We start from the raw sequence: 20,942 nt of genomic DNA, 5'->3' as shown, positions 1-20,942 counted from the left end.
CCCAGCCGCAGCCGGGCCAGCCGGCCCACCAGCCCCCTCCGCAGGGCGCCTTCGGCCCGGCCGACCCGCAGCCCGGCTACCCGGCACAGGGCGGCCAGCCCGCACCGGCAGACCCGCGCCAGGCCCAGCCCCAGCCACAGGCCGCCGGCTACGGCTACCCGCAGCAGCCGCCCCAGGCCGCTCAGCCGCAGCCGCCCGCCCAGCCCCCGCAGCAGGCGCCGCAGCCGCAGCCGCCCGCCGGTTACGGCTACCCGCCGCAGCCCGAGCAGGCCGGTTACGGCTACCCGCAGCCCGCCCAGCAGCAGCCCGCACCGCAGCAGCAGCCTCCGGTCCAGCCCCCGCAGCAGGCTCCACAGCAGCAGGCGCCCCAGCAGCAGCAACCGGGTGCGTACGGCAACCAGGGCTGGACCGCCCCGCCCGGCCCCCAGGCCGGACCCGGCGCACCGCCGCAGCAGCAGCAAGCCGCGCCGGGGACCCCGCTCGGTTACAACGCCGCGGTGGAGCTCTCCTCCGACCGGCTGCTGCGCAACCAGCCGAAGGCCCGCAAGAACAACCAGGCCCCGTCCCGCTTCAAGCTCGGCGCCAAGAAGGAGGCGGCGGAGCGGGAGCGAAAGCTCGGTCTGATCCGCACACCGGTGATGTCCTGCTACCGGATCGCGGTGATCAGCCTCAAGGGCGGCGTCGGCAAGACCACGACGACCATGTCGCTCGGCGCCACGCTCGCCACCGAGCGCCAGGACAAGATCCTGGCGATCGACGCCAACCCGGACGCCGGCACGCTCGGCCGACGGGTCCGGCGTGAGACGGGCGCCACCATCCGTGACCTCGTCCAGGCGATCCCGCAGCTGCACAGCTACATGGACATCCGCCGCTTCACCTCGCAGGCGCCCTCGGGCCTCGAGATCATCGCCAACGACGTGGACCCGGCGGTCTCCACCACCTTCAACGACCAGGACTACCGCAGCGCGCTCGACGTCCTGGGCCGGCAGTACCCGATCATCCTCACCGACTCGGGTACCGGTCTGCTCTACAGCGCGATGCGCGGGGTCCTCGACCTCGCCGACCAGTTGATCATCATCTCCACCCCGTCGGTGGACGGTGCGAGCAGCGCCTCGACCACGCTCGACTGGCTGTCGGCGAACGGCTTCGCCGATCTCGTGCAGCGGTCGGTCACGGTGATCTCCGGTGTCCGCGAGACGGGCAAGATGATCAAGGTGGAGGACATCGTCGCGCACTTCGAGACCCGCTGCCGCGGTGTCGTCGTGATCCCCTTCGACGAACATCTCGCGGCGGGCGCCGAGGTGGACCTCGAGATGATGCGTCCCAAGACCCGCGAGGCCTACTTCGATCTCGCGGCCCTCATCGCCGAGGACTTCTCCCGCACCCAGCAGGGCTTCGGCAACCCGAACATGCAGTACCCGCAGCAGCCCCAGCAGGGGTACGCGCCGCCGCAGCAGGATCCCCAGCAGCAGCTCTACGGCCAGCCCGGCGGCGGGCCGCAGCCGGGTCAGGGCTGGGGGCAGCCCCCGCAGCAGCCGGGACCGGGCCAGGGCTGGCAGCAGCCGCCGCCCCAGGACCCGCAGCAGGGCCAGCCGCCGCAGCAGGGTGTCGTACCGCCCGGCTGGACACAACAGCAGTAAGCAGTACGGCAACAACGAAGGGCGGCCGGTGCTCCGAGGCACCGGCCGCCCTTCGGCGTAGTGGAAGGAACTTCAGGGACGGCTATTCGGCGGCCGTCACCAGTTCGCGGCAGCGCTTCACGTCCTCGGCCATCTGCTCCAGCAGGGCCTCCAGGGAGTCGAACTTCGCCTGGCCGCGGACGTAGGCCAGGAAGTCGACGGCCACGTGCAGGCCGTACAGGTCGAGGCCCACGCGGTCGATGGCGTACGCCTCCACCGTGCGCTCGGTGCCGTCGAACTGCGGGTTCGTGCCGACCGAGATCGCGGCCGGCATCGCCTCGCCCTGGACGTGCAGCCAGCCGGCGTAGACGCCGTCGGCCGGGATCGCGGTGTGCGGCAGGGTCTCGACGTTGGCGGTCGGGAAGCCCAGCTCACGGCCCCGCTGAGCGCCCCGTACGACCACGCCCTCGACGCGGTGCGGGCGGCCCAGGATCTCGGCGGCGCCCTCGACGTCCCCCTCGGCGACCAGGCGCCGGGTGAGGGTGGAGGAGAACGGCTCGCCGCCTCCGGCCTCACCGTGCACGTACAGGTCGACGACCTCGACCTCGAAGTCGTAGACCTTGCCCTGTTCGGCGAGGAACTCGACGTTGCCCGCGGCCTTGTGGCCGAAGCGGAAGTTGGGGCCCTCGACGACCGCCTTGGCGTGCAGCTTGTCGACCAGGACCTTGACGACGAAGTCGGCGGGAGAGAGCTTCGAGAACTCCGTCGTGAAGGGGAGGATCAGGACCGCGTCCACACCCAGGTCCGCCATGAGTTCGGCGCGGCGGTGGTGCGGGGCCAGCAGCGGCGGGTGGCTGCCGGGGCGGACGACCTCGCTCGGGTGCGGGTCGAAGGTGACGACCACGGAGGGGACACCCAGCTCACGGGCGCGGTCCACAGCATGCCGGATGATCAGCTGGTGACCGCGGTGGACTCCGTCGTAGGAGCCGATGGTGACGACGCTGCGCCCCCAGTCCTCGGGGATGTCCTCCAAGCCACGCCAGCGCTGCACTGTGACCGCTCCTCGAACCCGTGTCCGTGTCTACCGACCTCTTACGCAGGTCTAAGGGTGCCATGCCGGGCGCGAACGGCCCGCATCGGCCCGGCGCTCCGCGGGTAGTGCCGCGATGGGCCGTCATGTGACTGCGGCGCCGTCGAGGCTGGTCACGCCCCGCGGCGGAGCCGCATATCAATACAGCCCCGCGCCCCTGAAGCGGCGCTACCGAACCGCAGCGGACTTCGCCCCGCCTGCTTGGAGTGCAGCTCAGACCGGCACGCGGATGCCCGCCAGGTTCTCGATCATCCGGCGTGTGCTCGGGCCCACCACCGCCGACCAGGTCTGCGGGGCCTCGGTCAGCCAGCCGGCCATGCGGGCGGCGAAGCCGGGGATCTGCCGGCCCAGGTCGACCAGGCCGCGGTCGAAACGGGCCGCGCCGTCCGGGGTGCGCACGAGGAGCAGCCCGGTGCGGTGGACCAGCTCGCGCATGTCGTCGCCGGCGTGCCGGGCGACGGCGTGCAACAGGGCGTCCAGGACGGCAGGGGCCTGTTCGTGGGTCAGGAGGAAGTCGAGGAGTTCGCGGCGCAGGAGGCGGGAGGCGGGAGTGCCGGGAGCGGCGAGTACCGCGGCGAGCGCGGCCCGCACCTCCTCCGGGCCGCCGTCGAGGAGACCGGTGACCAGCGGGAAGAGCACGGCGCGGGCCTCCGGCCCCTGGTCGAGCCGCCGGTCCACGTACGCGGCCACGTCGACGGCGGTCTCGGGGCTCCGCTCCACCGCCTCCCGCACGAGCACGGCGACCCTTCGAGCCAGCGGGGGCGTGGTGACGTCGGCGAGCGTGCGCAGCGCCTGACCGGCGTCCGGCCCGCGCAGTCGCTCGCGGAAGGCGTCGAGGACCGGTTCCGGGTGCGTGGTCAGGGCGGCGACGAGGGCGCTCGCCGGGAAGTGCGGGTCGCCGGCCGCGAACTGCCCGAGCGCCTGCGGGAGATGGCGGGCACGCGTGCGTGGATCGCGTACGAGGAGCGCGAGGGCGCCGCCGTGCAGGGTGCAGTCGGCGGGGCGGGCGAGGAGGGCGAGGGCGGCGTAGCGGAGGAGTTCGCGGTCGGCGTCGGTACGGACGTGGGGCGCGGCGCGCAGGCCGTACGCCACCGCCGCCACCCGCCGCGCGGGGCGCTCGTCGTGCGCCCACCGGTCGACGGCCCGGCAGACCGTCGACGGCTCGTCCTCCGCCAGCACCGCGAGCAGCTCGTCCGCCCTGGGGTGCGCGGTCTCGACCAGCACCTCGGTCAGGTCGTCCAGGGCGAGGTGCCGGTGGGTGTGCAGCAGCGCCTGCGCCGCCTCGGCGACGGTCGCGTGCGGGGTCGCGGGGAGCGGGCGCTCGTCGGCGAACCAGCGGGTGAGGAGGGGTTGTACGGCCGTGGGGCCGTCGGCGAGGATCTGGGAGACGGCGTCCAGGAAACGGGGGCCGGTGTCCTGCGGCGGCCCGTCGGCGAGGAGCAGGTGGCGCAGCAGGTCGAGGCGTTCGGTCTGCGGGAGCGGCAGGGCGGTCCAGAAGGCGGGCGCGAAGGCGCCCGGGAGGGCGGCGGCCGAGAGGGAACGGCCGTCGGATTCCCGGGAGCCGAGGCAGTCCTGTCCCCGTGCCGCCACGAGCCGGTCGGCGAGCCGTCGCAGGACCGCCAGATACGGCATGGCGTCCGGAACCCGCAGCAGGGTCTCGGTGAGGAGGCGGGCGGGCCACCAGGAGTGCGGGTCCGCATCCAGGACGTTCGTCAACTCCTCCATTCTTACGGCGAGTTGGGCGGTCCCCTCCTGCCGGGCCAGGAGCAGCAGGGCCTCTACGACGGGGCCGATGCGGTGGTGCGGCACGGGAAGGGCGCGAGCGCCGCCGTCCGGGGTGGGGCGGTGGTGGACGAGGGTGCGGAGGGCCTCGTCGAGGTCGAGGTGCATGCCCTGAAGCCAGTCGGCGAGTTCCTCGTGGGCGAAGCGGTAGCCACTGCCGGCGGGGACGAGCAGGCCTTCGGTGAGGACGGCGGACGCCCAGCCGGCGCCGCCGCCCAGCTTCGCCGGGGCCGGGCCCCAGGGGAACACCGCTTCGAACGTCTTCCGGTCCAGCTCGCCCTCTCCGGGGCCGAGGCTGCGGCGGGCGGCCTCGTGGACCTGTCCGGAGACCCTTGCGGCGAGCCTGCGTACGGCGGTGCCGCGCAGGCCGTTCTCGGCGGCCAGCCTGACGGCGATGCGCAGGCACATCAGGTCGAGGTGGGCCGCGAAGACGTCGTTGCGGTCCACGCGGGCGTGGGGGGCGTCCTGGAGGGCGGCGCGGACCTCTGAGAGGAGGCGGAGGGTGAGGGGGTGGCGGGCGTCGGAGGGGTCCAGGGTGTGCTCGGGGATGCGGTATCGCGCGCGGGCCTTGCGGGCCTCGTCCTCCGTCAGGTCGCCGAGGCACACGCAGGGGATGCCGTCGCCCCTTCCCGTCCCGTCCCGGGGGGCTGCGCCCCCAGACCCCCCTTCGGCCCGGACGGCCTCCTCCTCAAACGCCGGACGGGCTGGAAGACGCCGCCCGGCTGAAGAGACCTGACCGGCGGAGAAAACCTCCCAGTACTCCGCCCTGCACGCCACGATCAGCCGCGTCCCCGTCTCCCGCAGCCACTCCGAGGTCCCCTCGGTCCACTCCCCCAGGCGGTGGGCCAGGGCGGGGGACATCTCCTCGGGGCCGTCCAGGAGGAGCAGCAGGGGGCGGTCCGCCGCGCGGGCGGCCTGGGCCAGGCGGTTCGGTCCGGTGTCGCCGAGGGCGGCCGCGCAGGTGGACTGCGCCGCCGCGACGATGCGGGCGGCGCGGGCCAGTGCCCGGCCCGCCGCGTCCGCGACCGAGGTGTCGTCGTCCCGCAGGTCGGCGCCACGCAGCCACAGGGTGGGAGCCGGTTCGGGACCGCGGTTGCGGCGGGCGGCGAGGGCCGCGAGTTCCGTCGTACGGCCGCTGCCCGGTGGCCCGACGAGGCCGAGGACGGTGGCCCGGCCGCGCACGAACGCATCCAAGTCCCTTGCTGTGGCCACCCGTTCGACCGGCTCGACGCCCGTTCGGCCGACGCAGCCCTCCAGCGTCCCCGGGGGGCCGTCCTGCCCCACCGAAGTGGCCGTCAGCTCCAGTACACCGGCCAGGTTGAGATCGGCTCCGTACGCGGGCACCGTAGCCGCGTTCCGGTCAAGCAGGTCGGCCAGCGGGTCGGAACAGGTCTCCTGCGGCTCGGCGGCGCCCTGAAGGGGCGCGGGGCCGTATCGATCTGCGGTTGCGCCGTGGGGCGCGACCAGCCCCAACGGCACCGCAGACGATCGACCGACCGTCGCAGCATGGCGCAGCGGGACCGCGAAGCCCACCTCACGCTGGCCGGAGTGCAGCGCTGTGCCGAGGACGGCGACGACGGCGCCGGTCTCGGCGTCCAGGACCGGTCCCCCGGCCGCCCCGCCGCCCAGCCGCAGGGCGTCCCGGCCGGTCGTGCCGATCGCCAACTCCAGGGCGTCGTCGAGGAGATGGAAGCGGTCGGTCGCCGCGTACGTCACGGAGGTCGCGCCGAGGACGCGTGCTTCGCGCCAGCAGCCGGCTGCGAGGCGTACGTACGTGCCGGTCTCGACCCGGTCCCGGACCGTGACCGGCAGCGGGTCGACGCCGAGGCCCTCGGTGCGTACGAGGGCCAGGTCCAGGTCGGGCAGCTCGGTGACCGCGTCCGCGGTCACCAGGCAGGTGCGGTCCCCGGCGGCGTGCAGGACGAGCCTGGGCAGGCCGTCGACGGCCTCGTGGCTGGTGATGACGGTGCCGTGGTGATCGGCGACGAAGCCGGTGCCCCGGGGGCGGCCGGCGAGGTCGTGGATGCGGACCAGGGCGTCGTCGAGGGCGGTCGGCTCCCCGTCAGGGGTGCGCCCGGTTCGTGTGTCCTCCGTCGGCCGGTGTCCGTCCCCGGTCCGCGGGCCCCGTCCCGCCATGTTCGAGCCTCCCCGCCGTACACCTGTGCCCTCAGTTCGACGTTAGGGGCGCGATGATCAGCGGGACAGATCACTTGGCGAACGCGCCCCCTTCCGCTCCCTCGGTTCACTCCGAGCGCCTGCCCGGACGGGTGAACAGGCGGGGGTCGGTGGATACACCCTAGGGGTGGGGGAACCGAGGGGGGACCGTGGAGCGGCGGGCACAACCCCGTGACCGCCGCTCCACGGGCGAGGTCCGCTCGGTTCAACGGCGCCCTGAAGGGGCGCGGGGCCGTATCGATCTGCGGCTCCGCCGCGGGGCGCGACCAGCCACGACGGGACCGCAGACGACCGACGGCCCGTCGCGGCACAACCTGCGGAGCGCTTGGCGCCTAGCCGAAGACGGCCAGGCTCTTCGCCTTGCCCTTCTGTTCCTCGACGAGCGCGAGGAAGGTGCCCTCGGGGTCGAAGACGGCCACCGGGCCGCCGCCCGCGTAGACGTCCGGCATCTCCAGCCGTACGCCGTTGGTGAGCAGCCGGGCCCGCTTCGCGTCGACGTCCCAGCGCGGGAACGCGGCCGTGGCCGCGTCGGCGATCGGCATCACGGCGAGCTCCTGCTGCAGCTGGTCCAGCGTCTTCGCCGAGTCCAGCTTGTAGGGGCCGACGCGGGTGCGGCGCAGGGCGGTGAGGTGGCCGCCCACTCCGAGGTCGGCGCCCAGGTCGCGGGCCAGGGCCCGGATGTAGGTGCCGGAGGAGCAGACGACGGACACGACCAGGTCCAGCACCGGGGTGCCGTTCTCGGCGACGGCGTCCCGGATGTCGTACACCGCGAAGGACGAGACGGTGACCGGGCGGGCCGGGATCTCGAACTCCTCGCCCTCCCGCGCCCGCTTGTAGGAGCGCACGCCGTCGATCTTGATGGCGCTGACCTTCGACGGCACCTGCATGATGTGGCCGGTGAGCTTGGCGATCCCGGCGTCGACGGCCTCGCGGGTGACCTTCGAGGCGTCTGCCGACCCCGTGATCTCGCCCTCCGCGTCGTCGGTCAGGGTCGTCTGCCCGAGGCGGATCGTCCCCAGGTACTCCTTCTCGGTCAGCGCGAGGTGACCGAGCAGCTTGGTGGCCTTCTCGACGCCGAGGACGAGCACGCCCGTCGCCATGGGGTCGAGGGTGCCTGCGTGCCCGACGCGTCGGGTGCGGGCGATGCCGCGCATCTTGGCGACGACGTCGTGCGAGGTGAAGCCCGACGGCTTGTCCACGATGACAAGCCCGTCGGGCGTCCGGTTCTTCTGCGTCATTCGGCGGTGTCGTCCTCGTCTTCACCCGGCTTCTTGTACGGGTCCGCTTCGCCGGCGTAGGTGGCGCCGGCCGAGACCTCGCGCACCTGCTCGTCGGACTGGCGGGCCTTGTCGAGGAGGTCCTCGATGGTCCGGGCGGTGTCCGGCAGGGCGTCCGCGACGAAGGTCAGCGTCGGCGTGAACTTCACGCCCGCCGCCGCACCGACCGCGGAGCGGAGCACGCCCTTGGCGCTCTCCAGTCCGGCGGCCGCGGCCGCCCGCTCCTCGTCGTCCCCGTACACCGTGTAGAAGACGGTCGCCTCCCGCAGGTCACCCGTGACCCGGGTGTCCGTGATGGTGACGTTCGAGCCGAGCCGCGGGTCCTTGATCCCGCGCAGCAGCTTCTGGGCCACCACCTCTCGGATGAGGTCCGCCAGCCTCTTGGCGCGCGCGTTGTCGGCCACTGGTCCGTCTCCTTAAGTGCTTACTTCTTGCTTCAGTCTTCGTCGCTGTGGAGCCTGCGTCGAACCGAGAGCAGTTCCACCTCGGGGCGCCCGGCGACCAGCCGCTCGCAGCGGTCCAGTACGTCGGAGAGGTGTCCCGTGTCCCCGGAAACCATCGCGAGCCCGATCTCGGCCCTGCGATGGAGGTTCTGGTTGCCCGTCTCCGCCACGCTCACCGCGTACTTGCGCTGGAGTTCGGCCACTATCGGACGGACGAGAGAGCGTTTCTCCTTGAGCGAGTGGACGTCGCCGAGGAGCAGGTCGAAGGACAGAGTCCCCACATACATGTGTGTCCGGATGTCCCGCCGGTTCGGGGTACGGGCGCCACGCTTCGACGCCGATACGGGAACCGTACACGCAACGGCCGGGGCCGATCGACGGAGTTTCCCAGAGGGAACTGCCGCCGACCGGCCCCGATCGCGTGCTGGGATCAGACGCGCGGCTTCTCGCGCATCTCGTACGTCGCGATGACGTCGTCGACCTTGATGTCGTTGAAGTTGCCGAGGTTGATACCGCCCTCGAACCCTTCGCGAATCTCGGTGACGTCGTCCTTGAAGCGACGCAGACCCTCGATGTTGAGGTTCTCCGCGATGACCTTGCCGTCGCGGACCAGGCGCGCCTTGGTGTTGCGCTTGACCTCGCCGGAGCGGATGAGAACACCCGCGATGTTGCCCAGCTTGGACGACTTGAAGACCTCGCGGATCTCCGCCGTACCGAGCTCGACCTCTTCGTACTCCGGCTTGAGCATGCCCTTCAGGGCCGCCTCGATCTCCTCGATCGCCTGGTAGATGACCGAGTAGTAGCGGACGTCCACGCCCTCGCGCTCGGCCATCTGCGCCGCGCGGCCTGCCGCACGGACGTTGAAGCCGATCACGATGGCGTCCGAGCCCATCGCCAGGTCGATGTCCGACTCCGTGACCGCACCGACACCGCGGTGCAGGACGCGGATGTCGACCTCTTCGCCGACGTCCAGCTGGAGCAGGGACGACTCGAGCGCCTCGACGGAACCAGAAGCGTCACCCTTGATGATGAGGTTGAGCTGCTGGACCTCGCCGGCCTTGAGCACCTTGTCCAGGTCCTCCAGCGACACGCGGCGCGTGCGCTTGGCGAACGCGGCGTTGCGCTCACGGGCGGCGCGCTTCTCGGCGATCTGACGGGCCGTACGGTCCTCGTCCACCACCAGGAAGTTGTCGCCCGCACCCGGGACGTTGGTCAGGCCGAGGACCTGGACCGGCGTCGACGGGCCGGCCTCGGCGACGTTGTTGCCGTTGTCGTCGAGCATGGCGCGGACGCGACCGTAGGCGTCGCCCACGACCATCGTGTCGCCGACCCGCAGGGTGCCTCGCTGGACGAGGACCGTCGAGACGGCACCGCGGCCGCGGTCGAGGCGGGACTCGATCGAGATGCCCTGCGCGTCCTGGTTCGGGTTGGCCCGCAGGTCGAGCGAGGCGTCCGCGGTGAGGACCACGGCCTCCAGCAGGGAGTCGATGTGCAGACCCTGCTTGGCGGAGATGTCGACGAACATCGTGTCGCCGCCGTACTCCTCGGCCACCAGCCCGTACTCGGTGAGCTGACCGCGCACCTTGGTCGGGTCGGCGCCCTCGACGTCGATCTTGTTGACCGCGACGACGATCGGGACGTCGGCCGCCTTGGCGTGGTTGAGCGCCTCGACCGTCTGCGGCATGACGCCGTCGTTGGCCGCGACGACCAGGATCGCGATGTCCGTCGACCGGGCACCACGGGCACGCATGGCGGTGAACGCCTCGTGACCCGGGGTGTCGATGAAGGTGATCGCGCGGTCCTCGTCGTTGACCTGGGTCGAGACCTGGTAGGCACCGATGTGCTGGGTGATGCCGCCGGCCTCGCCCGCGATGACGTTCGTCTTGCGGATGGCGTCGAGCAGTCGGGTCTTTCCGTGGTCGACGTGACCCATGACGGTGACGACCGGCGGACGGACCACGAGGTCCTCCTCGCCGCCCTCGTCCTCGCCGAACTCGATGTCGAAGGACTCGAGCAGCTCGCGGTCCTCCTCCTCGGGGCTGACGATCTGAACCGTGTAGTTCATCTCGCCCGCGAGGAGCTGCAGCGTCTCGTCGGAGACGGACTGCGTGGCCGTGACCATCTCGCCCAGGTTCATCATGACCGCGACGAGCGACGCCGGGTTGGCGTTGATCTTCTCCGCGAAGTCGGTGAGGGAGGCACCGCGCGACAGGCGAATGGCTTCGCCGTTGCCGCGAGGCAGCATCACACCGCCGACCGACGGGGCCTGCATGGCCTCGTACTCCTGGCGCCTCTGCCGCTTCGACTTGCGACCGCGACGCGCGGGACCGCCGGGACGGCCGAAGGCGCCCTGCGTGCCACCACGACCACCCGGACCACCGGGACGACCGCCGAAGCCGGGACGACCGCCGCCGCCCGCGCCGGCACCGGGACCACCGGGACGACCGGCGAAACCGCCGCCACCGCCACCGGGACCGCCGGGACGACCGGCGAAGCCGCCACCGCCGCCGCCACCGGGACGACCGGCGAAGCCGCCGCCGCCCGGACGACCGCCGCCACCGCCACCGGGACGACCGCCGCCGCCGGGACCGCGGCCGCCGGGGCCACCGCCGCCGGGACGCGGGCCGGCAGCAGGACGCTGCGGCATCATGCCCGGGTTGGGACGCGGGCCGCCGGGGCCTCCGCCGGGACGGGGGCCGCCGCCCTGCGGACGGGGCATGCCGCCCGGGGTCGGACGCCCGCCCGGAGCCTGCGGACGGGGACCGCCCGCCGCCCCCTGGGGACGCGGACCGCCCTGGCCTGCACCCTGCGGACGCGGAGCGCCGCCGGGAGCGCCACCCGGGCCACCGGGACGCGGCGCGCCGCCCGGACGGGGCGCCTGCGGGCGCGCCATGCCGGTGGAGCCACCGGAGGTGAAGGGGTTGTTGCCCGGACGGGGACCGGCCGGACGCGCACCGGGACGCGGGGCACCGCCACCCTGGCGCGGGGCGCCGCCGGGACGGTCACCGCGGTCACCACGGCCCTGGCCGCCCTGGCCGGGACGCTCGGGACGGGCGCCCGGACGCGGGGCCTGACCTGCCGGCCGCGGCGCGCCCGGACGCGGGCCGGAGCCGTGGCTCTGGCCCTGCGAGGCAGCCGGAGCGGCAGGAGCCGCCGGAGGTGCCGTGAACTCGGGCGTGGTCGGAGCCGGGGACGCCGGGGCGGGCCGCGGCGCGGGCTTCGGGCCCGGAGTGGGACGGGGGCCGGGAGCGGCCGGCGCGGCGGGAGCCGCGGGCTTCTCGGCGGCGGCCGGCTTGGGGGCCGGCGGGCGCGGGGCGGCCGGACGGGCTGCCTGCGCCGGAGAGGGGGCTGCCGGACGAGCCGGGGCAGCCTTGCGTGCGGGGGCGGACTTGCCGCCTCCGTTGCCCTGCTGGAGGGCGTCCGTCAGTTTACGGACGACGGGCGCTTCGATGGTCGAAGACGCCGAACGGACGAATTCACCGAGTTCTTGGAGCTTGGCCATGACGACCTTGCTCTCAACCCCGAACTCCTTGGCGAGTTCGTATACCCGGACCTTAGCCACTTCGCTCCTTTTAGGTCCGGGTTGCGTCCGGACCGTCGCTACTTCATGGGCGTACTCATCGCGTGCTCATCGAGTGCTCATCGCAATCTCGACCTACTTCCAACTCGCGGGGTACCAGGGCCGCACGGGGGTTCCGTGCGACGCGTCTTACGGTGTTGCCTGCTCGACATAGAGGCGCAACGCCTTTGTGTCGAGCGCTCCCGGGGCGCGCAACGCCCGCGTGAACGCCCGGCGGCGTACCGCCAGGTCGAGACAGACCAGGGCGGGGTGCAGGTAAGCACCCCGGCCGGGCAGCGTACCGCGATGATCGGGGACACATTCGCCCTCGACCGCCACGATGCGCAGCAGGTCCTTCTTGGCCGCTCGCTGCCTGCACCCCACACAGGTGCGCTCAGGGCATGCGCGGGCGCGCGTCCGGCCAGACACCCTTAAGTCTACCTCCCCGTGGCGACCTCACCCCTTTGGGGCAAGAATCGAACAGTTCCGCGCATACAACTGTCGTGATCTGAGCCATCCGCGGCTTGGATCTATTCCCCGCGCCGGTCTCCGCGCTGGTCTCCGCGCTGGTCTTCTCGCTGGTCCTCAGCCTGCTCGGTGTCCGGGCGGATGTCGATCCGCCAGCCGGTCAGCCGGGCCGCGAGGCGGGCGTTCTGCCCTTCCTTGCCGATCGCCAGCGACAGCTGGTAGTCCGGCACCGTCACGCGCGCGGAGCGTGCCGCGAGGTCCACGACGTCCACCTTGGAGACCCGGGCCGGTGACAGCGCGTTCGCGACCATCTCGGCCGGGTCGTCCGACCAGTCGACGATGTCGATCTTCTCGCCGTTCAGTTCACCCATCACGTTGCGCACCCGCCCGCCCATGGGGCCGATGCAGGCGCCCTTGGCGTTCAGGCCCGAACGGGTGGACCGGACCGCGATCTTGGTGCGGTGGCCGGCCTCGCGGGCGATCGCGGCGATCTCCACGGACCCGTCGGCGATCTCCGGCACCTCCAGGGCGAAGAGCTTCTTCACCAGGTTCGGGTGCGTGCGCGAGAGGGTCACGGACGGGCCACGGACGCCCTTCGCCACTCGTACGACGTACGACCGCAGCCGCATGCCGTGCGGGTACGTCTCGCCCGGCACCTGCTCCTGCACCGGCAGGATGGCCTCCAGCTTGCCGATGTCCACGAGCACGTTCTTCGGGTCGCGGCCCTGCTGGACCACACCGGTGACGATGTCGCCCTCACGCCCCGCGTACTCGCCGAGCGTCGCGTCGTCCTCGGCGTCGCGCAGCCGCTGCAGGATGACCTGCTTGGCGGTGGTGGCGGCGATACGGCCGAAGCCGGACGGGGTGTCGTCGAACTCGCGGGCCTCCTGGCCCTCCTCGAGGTCCTCGGGGTCCTCCTTCGCCCACACCGTCACGTGGCCGGTCTCCCGGTTGAGCTCCACGCGCGCGTGGCGGCGGCTTCCCTCGGTTCGGTGGTAGGCGATGAGGAGGGCCGACTCGATCGCCTCGACCAGCAGGGGGAAGGAGATCTCCTTCTCCCGTACCAAGCCCCGCAGGGCACTCATGTCGATGTCCACGGCTACGCCTCCTCTTCCTTCTCGTTCTTGTCCTTGCGATTGAACTCGACCTGCACGCGCGCCTTGTCGACGTCCGGGTAGGCGAGCCTGCGGGCGGTGGGCCTGCGGCCCTTGACTCCGGGCACTTCGAGGTCGAGGCCCTCGTCGTCGGCCTTCAGGATCCGGGCGACCAGCTCGTCACCGTCGGCCAGCTGGAACTTCACCAGCCGGCCGGTGGCGCGCACATAGTGCCGGTGTTCCTTGAGGAGGCGCTCCGCGCCCGGGGTTCCCACCTCGAGGGTGTACTCGCCCTCGCCCATCGCGTCCGTCTCGTCGAGCTTCGCCGAGAGCGCGCGGCTCACATCGGCGATCTGGTCCAGATCGGCACCGGTGTCGGAGTCGACGACCACGCGCAGCACCCGCTTGCGTCCGACGGAGTCCACTGCGATCTCTTCGAGATCCAGGCCCTGGGAGCTGACGAGCGGTTCCAGGAGCTCTCGCAGCCTCTCGCTGTGGGTGGTGCTCATCCGGGTGACTCCTCGGCCGCGTGTGCTGTTGTGGGATGGGTCGCGTGTCTGGTCAAAGGGTATCCGGTCGCAGGGTGTGTTGCCGTACACGTACGGACGTGCGGTGCCGATGAACACCGGCGGGCGTGCGCGCGGGTACCGTGATCACGGCGGGGTGGTTTCCCGCCCATGCGTTCGTACGAAGCCCCCGAGGACGTCAGCCGTGTCGTACCCCTCACCCGTGCGTGTCCCCTCGGGGCCGCGCAGAAGATCCGTGCTTGCTTCGGCTGCCGGGGCCGCCCTGTTGGTGGGCTGCTCCGGTGAAGAGTCCGAGGAGAGTGCCGGTGGCAGTCCGTCGGTCGTGGAGAAGGCGCGCACGCTCGCGGCCAGGGAGAGTGTGGGGCTGGTCGGGCGGTACGACGCCCTGATCGCCGCGCATCCCGCCGTGGCCGGGCAGCTGGGGCCACTGCGGGCGGAAGTCGTGCGGCATGCGGAGGCGTTCGGGGGGGCGGTCGGGAAGGCCTCCCCCACAGCGCCGGAGTCGGCGTCGCCCTCCGCCGCGGTACCCGCGAACGAGAAGGACGCCCTCGTCGAACTGGCCGCCGCCGAACGGGCCCTGGCCGACCGGCGTATCACGGCGCTCCTCGACGTGCCGGGTGAGCTGGCGCGGCTGCTGGCCTCGGTGGCGGCGGCCGGGGCGGCGCACGCGTATCTGCTGACGGAGGGTGCCAGGTGAGCAGGGCGAAGGAACTGAAGGCCCTGCAGGCGGCGCTGGCCGCCGAGCATGCGGCCGTGTACGGCTACGGGGTCGTCGGCGGGCGGATCCGCCCCGGACGGCGGACCGAGGCCCGGGCGGCGTACGACGCGCACCGGGCCCGGCGTGACGCGCTCACCCGAGAGGTACGGGACCTGGGAGGCGCGCCGGTGGCCGCGGCGGCGGCGTACGCGTTGCCGTTCGCGGTGCCGGACTCGGCCGCGGCCGTGCGGCTCGCCACCGAGCTGGAGGACCGGGTGGCCGGGGTCTACTCCGACCTGGTGCGGGCGACGGGGGGCGAGCGGCGCCGCGCTGCCGCCGGGGCGCTGCGGGAGGCGGCGGTGCGGGCGGTGCGCTGGAGCGGCGAGAGCGTAGCCTTCCCTGGGCTCGCCGAGCGGGCGGCCACCGCCCCGGCCTCGCCGGCACCCACGGCGTAACGCGTACTGGAAGGGAACGACTCGCGCATGGCTTTCGCACCGCCGCAGCGTCTGGTCAGGGCGCTCGGTGAGACGGCACCGGACGGCGACGACTGGCTGGAGAAGCTGCCCGAGGCTGCCCGGCAGGCCGTGGCACTACGCGAGTTGACCGTGGAACGGGTACAGGTCCCCGGCGGGCGCAGCAGCCTGGTCGTGCTGGTGCGGCGCCCCGACGGGACCCCCGCCGTGCTGAAGCTGGCCCCGCCCCGGGCCCGTCCGGAGAGCGAGCGGGCCGCGCTGGCGCACTGGGGCGGTGCGGGCACCGTACAGGTGGTCGAACCGTTCATGACGGAGGGTGTGTTGCTGCTGGAGCGGCTGCATCCGGATGTGTCGGTGCGGTCGTTGCCCGAGGCGAAGGCGCTGCTGGAGGCGGCGGGGACGTTGCGGCGGCTGTGGGTGGAGCCGCCGGGTGAGCATGTCTTCGAGACCGTGGCCGAGCGGACCGGGCGGCAGGCCGAGGCCATGCGGGCGACCGCGTCGGGCTTCGCCGAGGTGGCCGTGCTGGTCGACACCGCGTTGGCGGCCCGCGAGGGGCTGCTGGCGGATCCGCCTGAACAGCGGCTGCTGCACGGGACGTTCCGGCAGAGCAAGGTGCTGGCGGGTGAGCGGATGCCGTGGTTGGCGGTGGGGCCGGATCCGGTGGTGGGTGAGTGTGCCTTCGATCTGGCGCGGTTGGTGCGGGACCGGGTCGAGGATCTGATCGCCTCGCCGTCGGGGGCCGCGACGACCAGGCGGCGGGTGAAACGGCTTGCCGAGTCCTTGGATGTGGACCAGGGGCGGTTGCGGGGGTGGGCGTTGTTCCGGGCCGTGGAGTCCGGAGTTCGGGCGCTGCGGGTGGGGCGGGGGAAGGATGCGGAGCTGTTGCTGGAGTTTGCCGGATGGCTGGCGTAGTACCGCCGTACTCCGCTCATGCACGCACCTCCATCGGCTCTGACGTGTCCTGTGCGGACGGGCGGGTGGTCAGGCGCTCGGCGGCTGTCGCGAGGGCGAGTACGGCGATGTTCGCGGCCAGGCCCACCAGGCCGGCGTTGACGTTCCCGGCCAGGCCCTTCTGCCAGAACGTCAGCCAGACGACGACCAGTTCGCCCACGAAGAGTCCGGCGAGGACGGCCACCTTGCCCACCGGGCGGCGGGCCAGGAAGCCCAGGGCGATGGCGGGGGCCAGCTGGACGGTGCCGCTGTAGGTGAGCAGGAGGAGGTTGGCCAGCAGGTCGGGGCGGTAGATGGCGAGGAGGAGGGAGAGACCGCAGGCGGCCACCACCGTGCCGTGGTTGATCCAGAACTGCTTCCGCTCGTCCCGCACCCGGGCGATGTTGCGGGCCACCAGGGACGAGATGCCGATCAGGATGCCCGCCGCGGGCACCATCGCCGTCGCGATGGCCGCGACCACGACCAGTCCGGTCGCCCATGTCGGCAGCACCTGCTTGCTCAGCGTCAGCAGGATGCCGTTGGCCGGGGTGCCCGGCTTGAGGACGAGGACGGCGGCGAAGCCGACGATGATCGGCATCAGGAGGCAGAGTTCGTACAGGGGCATCCAGGTGTAGTTGCGGCGCAGCACCTTGGGGTCGCGGGCGGACATCACGGCCGGCCAGGCGTGCGGCAGGCACATCAGGCCGACGCCGACCATGCTGACCAGCATGCTCGTGGTGAACCAGACCTGGTCGGACGGCCCGGCGTGGATCGTCAGCATTTCGGGGTGCAGTGCGTCGATGCGGTGGAACATCGCGGTGACGCCGCCCGAGAAGTGGGCGGGGATCGCGATCAGCAGCACGGCCAGGACGACCAGCATGACTATGTCCTTGAAGTACGACGTCATCGCGACGCCGTGCAGGCCCGCCCAGAGCACGAAGGCCACGACCAGGGCACAGCCGATGATCATGCTGAGGGTGCCGGAGGCCGAGTCACCGGTGACCAGCTGGACGATCAAACCCAGCCCGGTGATCTGGAGTTGGAGGTACGGCAGCACGAACACGACGCCGAGTACGGCCGCGACCGTGCCGAGCAGCTTGCTGTCGTAGCGGTCCTCCAGGTAGTCGCCCTGGGTGAGGTAGCCGCGCTCCTTGCCCAGTGACCACAGGCGCTTGGCGAGGAAGAACAGCACCATGTAGCCGATGGGGACGTACGGGAGGGCGTAGAGGGCGGCGACTCCGCCGCTGAACGCGAGGCCGGCCATGCCGAGGAAGGTGAAGGTGGTGAACACCTCGCCGGCCTGCAGGAACCACATGCTCAGCGCGCCGAACCGGCGTCCGCCGACGGCCCATTCGGAGAGGTCGGCGGCGGGCCTGCGGCGGCCTACGAAGCCGAGGACGCCGATCAGCGCGATGCCGGTGAAGGTCATGACCAGGATCGTCGTCACTTCTCGGCCTCCTCGCGGTTCATGAGGCGCTCCGTGAGGAGCAGCGCGGGGGTGCACATCACGCACCAGACCGCACCCCAGACGAGCATCCGGGGCAGGCCGAACCACAGCCCGTCGGTGTTGACGAACGGCAGGAAGGGCATGAGGACCAGGCCCAGCGCGGGCACGGCGGGGATCAGGTGGTAGGGGCGCACGGTGCCTCCTCGGCGAGACGGTCCAGCCGGCGCACGGCGAGTTCGGCGAGCAGGGCGGCTCCGTCGGACAGCACCGCGTCGTCGAAGGCGGCGAGCGGGGAGTGGTTGGTGGGGGCGGTCTCCGGGTCGCCGGTGGCGTCTGCGCCGAGGAAGACGAAGGCACCCGGGACCCGGTCCAGGACCCGGGAGAAGTCCTCCGAGCCGGTGATCGGGTCGGCCATCGCCTGGAAGCGCTCCTCCCCGAAGGCCTCGCGGACGGTGTCGGCGAGGAAGTCGTGCTCGGCGCCGTCGTTGACCGTGACCGGGTATTCGGGGACGAAGTCGACCTCGGCGGTGAGGCCGTGGGCGGTGGCGATGTCCTGGCAGAGGCGTACGGAGACCTCCGCGATGCGTTCGGCCGCGGCCGGCGAGAAGGTGCGGACGGTCGCCTCGAAGGCCGCGTCGTCGGGGATGATGTTGCGCCGGGTGCCGGCGTGGAAGGTGCCGACGGTGACCACGACCGGGTCGAAGACGTCGAAGCGCCGGGTCACCATCGTCTGCAGCGCGGTGACCATCTCGCAGGCCGCCTGGATCGGGTCGAGGGAGTCGTGGGGGCGGGAGCCGTGGCCGCCTGCGCCGACCACGCGCACATGCAGCCCCGCCGAGGCGGCCATCAGCGGGCCGGGGCGGGAGGCGAAGACACCGGTGGGATACGACGACGAGCTGACGTGCAGTCCGTACGCCGCGTCGACCGGGCGGCCCGCCGCCTCCAGCACCCCCTCCTCGACCATGTGACCGGCCCCGTCCCAGCCCTCCTCCCCCGGCTGGAACATGAACACCACGTCCCCGGGGAGGCCTTCGCGCCGGTCCGCGAGCAGCCGGGCGGCGCCGACCAGCCCCGCGGTGTGCAGGTCGTGACCGCAGGCGTGCATCGCGCCCGCGATCCGGGAGGCGAACTCCGCGCCGGTGCGCTCGGTGACGGGCAGCGCGTCCATGTCGCCCCGCAGCAGTACGACGGGGCCGCCGGGCGCGCCGCCGCCGCGCAGGACGGCCGTCACGGAGGACAGCGAACCGCCGGTGCTGATCTCCAGCGGCAGTCCGTCCAGCGCGGCCAGCACCTTCTCCTGGGTGCGCGGCAGATGCAGTCCGATCTCCGGCTCCCGGTGCAACGCCCGGCGCAGGACGGCCAGTTCACCCTGGAGCTCACGCGCGTCGTCTCGCAGACTCATCCCTCTCCCTTCACCCGTGCACCACCTGTCGCGTGTATTGCCCACGTGGTCGGAAATGATGAGAGGGCGGTGTGGCGTCGCGCGGAAATCGGCGGAATACGCCGCTCAGGGGCCCCGAATCCGAAGGATCCGCCATGCTGACGGAAACCGACCTCGCTCTGGTCAACGCCCTCCAGGTCAGCCCCCGCGCCCCCTGGTCACTGATCGGGCGGGCGCTGGGCGTCGGCCCGGTGACGGTCGCCCGGCACTGGGACCGGCTGGTCGAGCGGCGCGCGGCGTGGCTGACCGCCTATCCGGGCCACGCCGTCGGGGGGCAGCTGGTGTTCGCCTTCGTCCAGGTCGACTGCGCGCCCGGCGAGGCCGTGCGGGTGGCGCGGAGGGCGGCTGCCGACCCGCATGCGGTGGCCGTCGACTACGTGGCCGGCCCCTGCGACCTGATGCTGCACCTGGTGACGGCCGATCTCGCGGCGGTCTCTCGGTATGTCGTGGAGCGGCTGTCGGGGCTGCCGGGTGTGCTGGCTGCGCGGACCCTGGTGGCGCCCCACCTGTACACCGAGGGCAGCCGCTGGCAGGTACGGGCGATCTCCAGCACCCAGCGCGACACGCTCACCGCCGCGCGGCCCGCACCGGGCATGGCGCCACGGTTCGGGGAACTGGACCGCGCCCTGTTGCTGGCCCTCGGGGAGAACGCCCGGGCCACGCACACGGAATTGGCCGAGCGGCTCGGCGTCGGCGCGAGCACGGTACGGCGGCATCTGAGTGCGGCTCTGGAGGGCGGGGTCATACGTCTGCGTTGTGAGATCGCCCGGTCCTGGTCGCCCGCGCCGGTGACGATGCTGTTGTGGTTGCGGGTGCCGCCGGATCAACTGGAGGGGGCGGCTCGGAGGTTGGGACGGTTTCCCGAGGTGCGGATGTGTGCCGCCGTGAGCGGCACCGCCAATCTCCTGGTGGGGGTGTGGTTGCGGTCGCCCGGCGAGGCGGTGGGGTTGGAGGGGGAGATGGTGGGGAAGTTGTCGCGGCTGGAGATTGTGGATCGGGCGGTTACTTTGCGGGCGGTGAAGCTGGGGGGCTGCCTGCTGGATGAGCGGGGGCGGATCAGCGGGCGCGTGCCGATGGATTTCTGGGCGGATGTCTAGAGCGCGCTCCCCTCGCCGTCAGGTGGTCGGAGGCGAACGGGACCACGGCGTCGAGGATGCCGATGTCGACGTGGCCGTCGATCACCGCGAGTGCGATGTGCAGGGCCATGAAGGCCGTCGCGGACCCCCGGAAGCCGGGTCGCCCTCCTGGCTCACCAAGCGCGCCGACAGCCCTGACCGCGCGTCAGCCACTGCTCCGCTCGCCCCTTGCGGGCGGCCGTACCCGAGGTGGCGAACCCGCCGTTGCGCCGGGGCGACGGTGGCGTACGAGCCCTGCGCGGGCGTCTCGTGACCGGGCCGGTGACGTCCGTGACGCGGATCTGCCAGCCGCCCGCCGGGGGGCCGCCCGCCAACGGCGGTGTCGCCGAAGAGGCTCACCAGAACTCCGCAGCCGGCCGTCTCCGCCAGCAGCACGGCGGCCATGTCGGCGACCCACGGACGAGGGTGAAGCCGCGGTCGTAGCCGATCGCGTCCATCGCCGAGCCGACCGTCGGGCCTCCGCGAGCACGGGGCTGCCCCGGGCCCGGCGGCCCGCCGTCCCGTCGACCCGCGGCCAGTTCCGAGTCGGCTCGGAAGCGGCTGCAGACCGCGTCGGCCTCGGCGAGGCGCCGGGCCACGAGCAGTCGGCAGGAGTCCAGCGGGGTGGGCGCGGTGGAGACCAGTTTGTCGCTGCTGCCGGCGCCGGCGCTCGTGCCGTTGCTCGCGGAGGTGTCGGCGTCCGCCTACATGGTGCCGATGAGGGCGAGGACTCCCGCTGTGGCCGAGAGCGCGGCGGCACCTCGTTCCCTGCTGGTCATGACCGTGCCCCTCCCATAGTGACGCT

General features: G+C 72.5%; 18 protein-coding genes. 6 read left to right on the top strand and 12 right to left on the bottom strand.

What is annotated here, in order from left to right; genetic code table 11:
- The coding region (locus LJ657_RS24915) for a MinD/ParA family ATP-binding protein (protein WP_232650964.1) at positions 1 to 1,640 on the top strand (1,640 nt) is incomplete at its 5' end.
- Between the two features lie 82 nt (positions 1,641 to 1,722).
- Here LJ657_RS24915 and LJ657_RS24910 read toward each other — a convergent pair.
- The 9 genes from LJ657_RS24910 to rimP form a co-directional block, all read right to left on the bottom strand.
- Entirely contained in the window at positions 1,723 to 2,670 is a 948-nt protein-coding gene (locus LJ657_RS24910; RefSeq protein WP_232650963.1) for a bifunctional riboflavin kinase/FAD synthetase, read from the bottom strand.
- A 252-nt stretch (positions 2,671 to 2,922) separates the two neighbouring features.
- On the bottom strand, positions 2,923 to 6,627 hold the full coding sequence (locus tag LJ657_RS24905; RefSeq protein WP_232650962.1) for a trypsin-like peptidase domain-containing protein: 3,705 nt from the start codon (positions 6,625 to 6,627) through the stop codon (positions 2,923 to 2,925).
- A gap of 371 nt (positions 6,628 to 6,998) precedes the next feature.
- Entirely contained in the window at positions 6,999 to 7,904 is a 906-nt protein-coding gene (gene truB / locus LJ657_RS24900) for a tRNA pseudouridine(55) synthase TruB (protein ID WP_232650961.1), read from the bottom strand.
- Positions 7,901 to 8,347: a 30S ribosome-binding factor RbfA gene (gene rbfA / locus LJ657_RS24895; RefSeq protein ID WP_232650960.1), complete on the bottom strand. Its 447-nt coding sequence runs from the start codon at positions 8,345 to 8,347 to the stop codon at positions 7,901 to 7,903. The genes truB and rbfA overlap by 4 nt, the downstream gene beginning before the upstream one ends.
- A 32-nt stretch (positions 8,348 to 8,379) precedes the next feature.
- Positions 8,380 to 8,673, bottom strand: a complete 294-nt coding sequence (locus tag LJ657_RS24890; protein WP_030944944.1) for a DUF503 domain-containing protein — start codon at positions 8,671 to 8,673, stop codon at positions 8,380 to 8,382.
- Positions 8,674 to 8,816: 143 nt separating this feature from the next.
- Positions 8,817 to 11,948 carry a translation initiation factor IF-2 gene (gene infB / locus LJ657_RS48675; RefSeq protein WP_232650959.1) on the bottom strand — a complete coding sequence of 1,044 codons (3,132 nt, stop codon included), beginning with the start codon at positions 11,946 to 11,948 and terminating at the stop codon, positions 8,817 to 8,819.
- Between the two features lie 147 nt (positions 11,949 to 12,095).
- The gene (locus LJ657_RS24880) at positions 12,096 to 12,374 is read right to left on the bottom strand and encodes a YlxR family protein (RefSeq protein WP_232650958.1); all 279 of its coding nucleotides are present in this window, start codon (positions 12,372 to 12,374) and stop codon (positions 12,096 to 12,098) included.
- 101 nt (positions 12,375 to 12,475) lie between these two features.
- Positions 12,476 to 13,510, bottom strand: a complete 1,035-nt coding sequence (gene nusA, locus LJ657_RS24875; RefSeq protein WP_232650957.1) for a transcription termination factor NusA — start codon at positions 13,508 to 13,510, stop codon at positions 12,476 to 12,478.
- Positions 13,511 to 13,512: 2 nt separating this feature from the next.
- Positions 13,513 to 14,016, bottom strand: coding sequence for a ribosome maturation factor RimP (rimP, locus tag LJ657_RS24870; RefSeq protein WP_232650956.1), 504 nt, complete (start codon positions 14,014 to 14,016; stop codon positions 13,513 to 13,515).
- A gap of 202 nt (positions 14,017 to 14,218) precedes the next feature.
- On the opposite strand from rimP, the gene LJ657_RS24865 reads away from it, so the two are divergent.
- Genes LJ657_RS24865 through LJ657_RS24855 form a run of 3 tightly spaced genes read left to right on the top strand, consistent with a single transcriptional unit; the run spans position 14,219 to position 16,116 of the window.
- A complete protein-coding gene (locus LJ657_RS24865) occupies positions 14,219 to 14,731 on the top strand; it encodes a hypothetical protein (RefSeq protein WP_232650955.1) in 513 nt (170 codons plus the stop codon).
- On the top strand, positions 14,728 to 15,186 hold the full coding sequence (locus LJ657_RS24860; protein ID WP_232650954.1) for a ferritin-like domain-containing protein: 459 nt from the start codon (positions 14,728 to 14,730) through the stop codon (positions 15,184 to 15,186). Before LJ657_RS24865 ends, LJ657_RS24860 begins: the two co-directional genes overlap by 4 nt.
- Positions 15,187 to 15,213: 27 nt before the next feature.
- On the top strand, positions 15,214 to 16,116 hold the full coding sequence (locus LJ657_RS24855) for an aminoglycoside phosphotransferase family protein (RefSeq protein WP_232650953.1): 903 nt from the start codon (positions 15,214 to 15,216) through the stop codon (positions 16,114 to 16,116).
- Between the two features lie 16 nt (positions 16,117 to 16,132).
- Here LJ657_RS24855 and LJ657_RS24850 read toward each other — a convergent pair whose 3' ends face one another.
- Genes LJ657_RS24850 through LJ657_RS24840 form a run of 3 tightly spaced genes read right to left on the bottom strand, consistent with a single transcriptional unit; the run spans position 16,133 to position 18,983 of the window.
- Positions 16,133 to 17,581 carry a sodium:solute symporter family protein gene (locus LJ657_RS24850; protein ID WP_232650952.1) on the bottom strand — a complete coding sequence of 483 codons (1,449 nt, stop codon included), beginning with the start codon at positions 17,579 to 17,581 and terminating at the stop codon, positions 16,133 to 16,135.
- Positions 17,578 to 17,775 carry a hypothetical protein gene (locus LJ657_RS24845; protein WP_232650951.1) on the bottom strand — a complete coding sequence of 66 codons (198 nt, stop codon included), beginning with the start codon at positions 17,773 to 17,775 and terminating at the stop codon, positions 17,578 to 17,580. Before LJ657_RS24845 ends, LJ657_RS24850 begins: the two co-directional genes overlap by 4 nt.
- Entirely contained in the window at positions 17,757 to 18,983 is a 1,227-nt protein-coding gene (locus LJ657_RS24840) for a M20 metallopeptidase family protein (RefSeq protein WP_232650950.1), read from the bottom strand. Before LJ657_RS24840 ends, LJ657_RS24845 begins: the two co-directional genes overlap by 19 nt.
- A 134-nt stretch (positions 18,984 to 19,117) precedes the next feature.
- Here LJ657_RS24840 and LJ657_RS24835 point away from each other — a divergent pair, with 134 nt between their 5' ends.
- Complete coding sequence (locus LJ657_RS24835; RefSeq protein WP_232650949.1) at positions 19,118 to 20,119, top strand: Lrp/AsnC family transcriptional regulator; 1,002 nt, start codon at positions 19,118 to 19,120, stop codon at positions 20,117 to 20,119.
- Between the two features lie 651 nt (positions 20,120 to 20,770).
- Complete coding sequence (locus LJ657_RS24830) at positions 20,771 to 20,935, top strand: hypothetical protein (RefSeq protein WP_232650948.1); 165 nt, start codon at positions 20,771 to 20,773, stop codon at positions 20,933 to 20,935.
- The last annotated feature ends 7 nt before the right edge of the window (positions 20,936 to 20,942 follow it).

Origin of the sequence: Streptomyces guryensis (assembly GCF_021261325.1) — a bacterium.
Lineage (GTDB): Bacteria > Actinomycetota > Actinomycetes > Streptomycetales > Streptomycetaceae > Streptomyces > Streptomyces guryensis.
The sequence above is the reverse complement of the archived record's forward strand: the minus strand, read 5'-3'. Positions and strand labels throughout refer to the sequence as shown.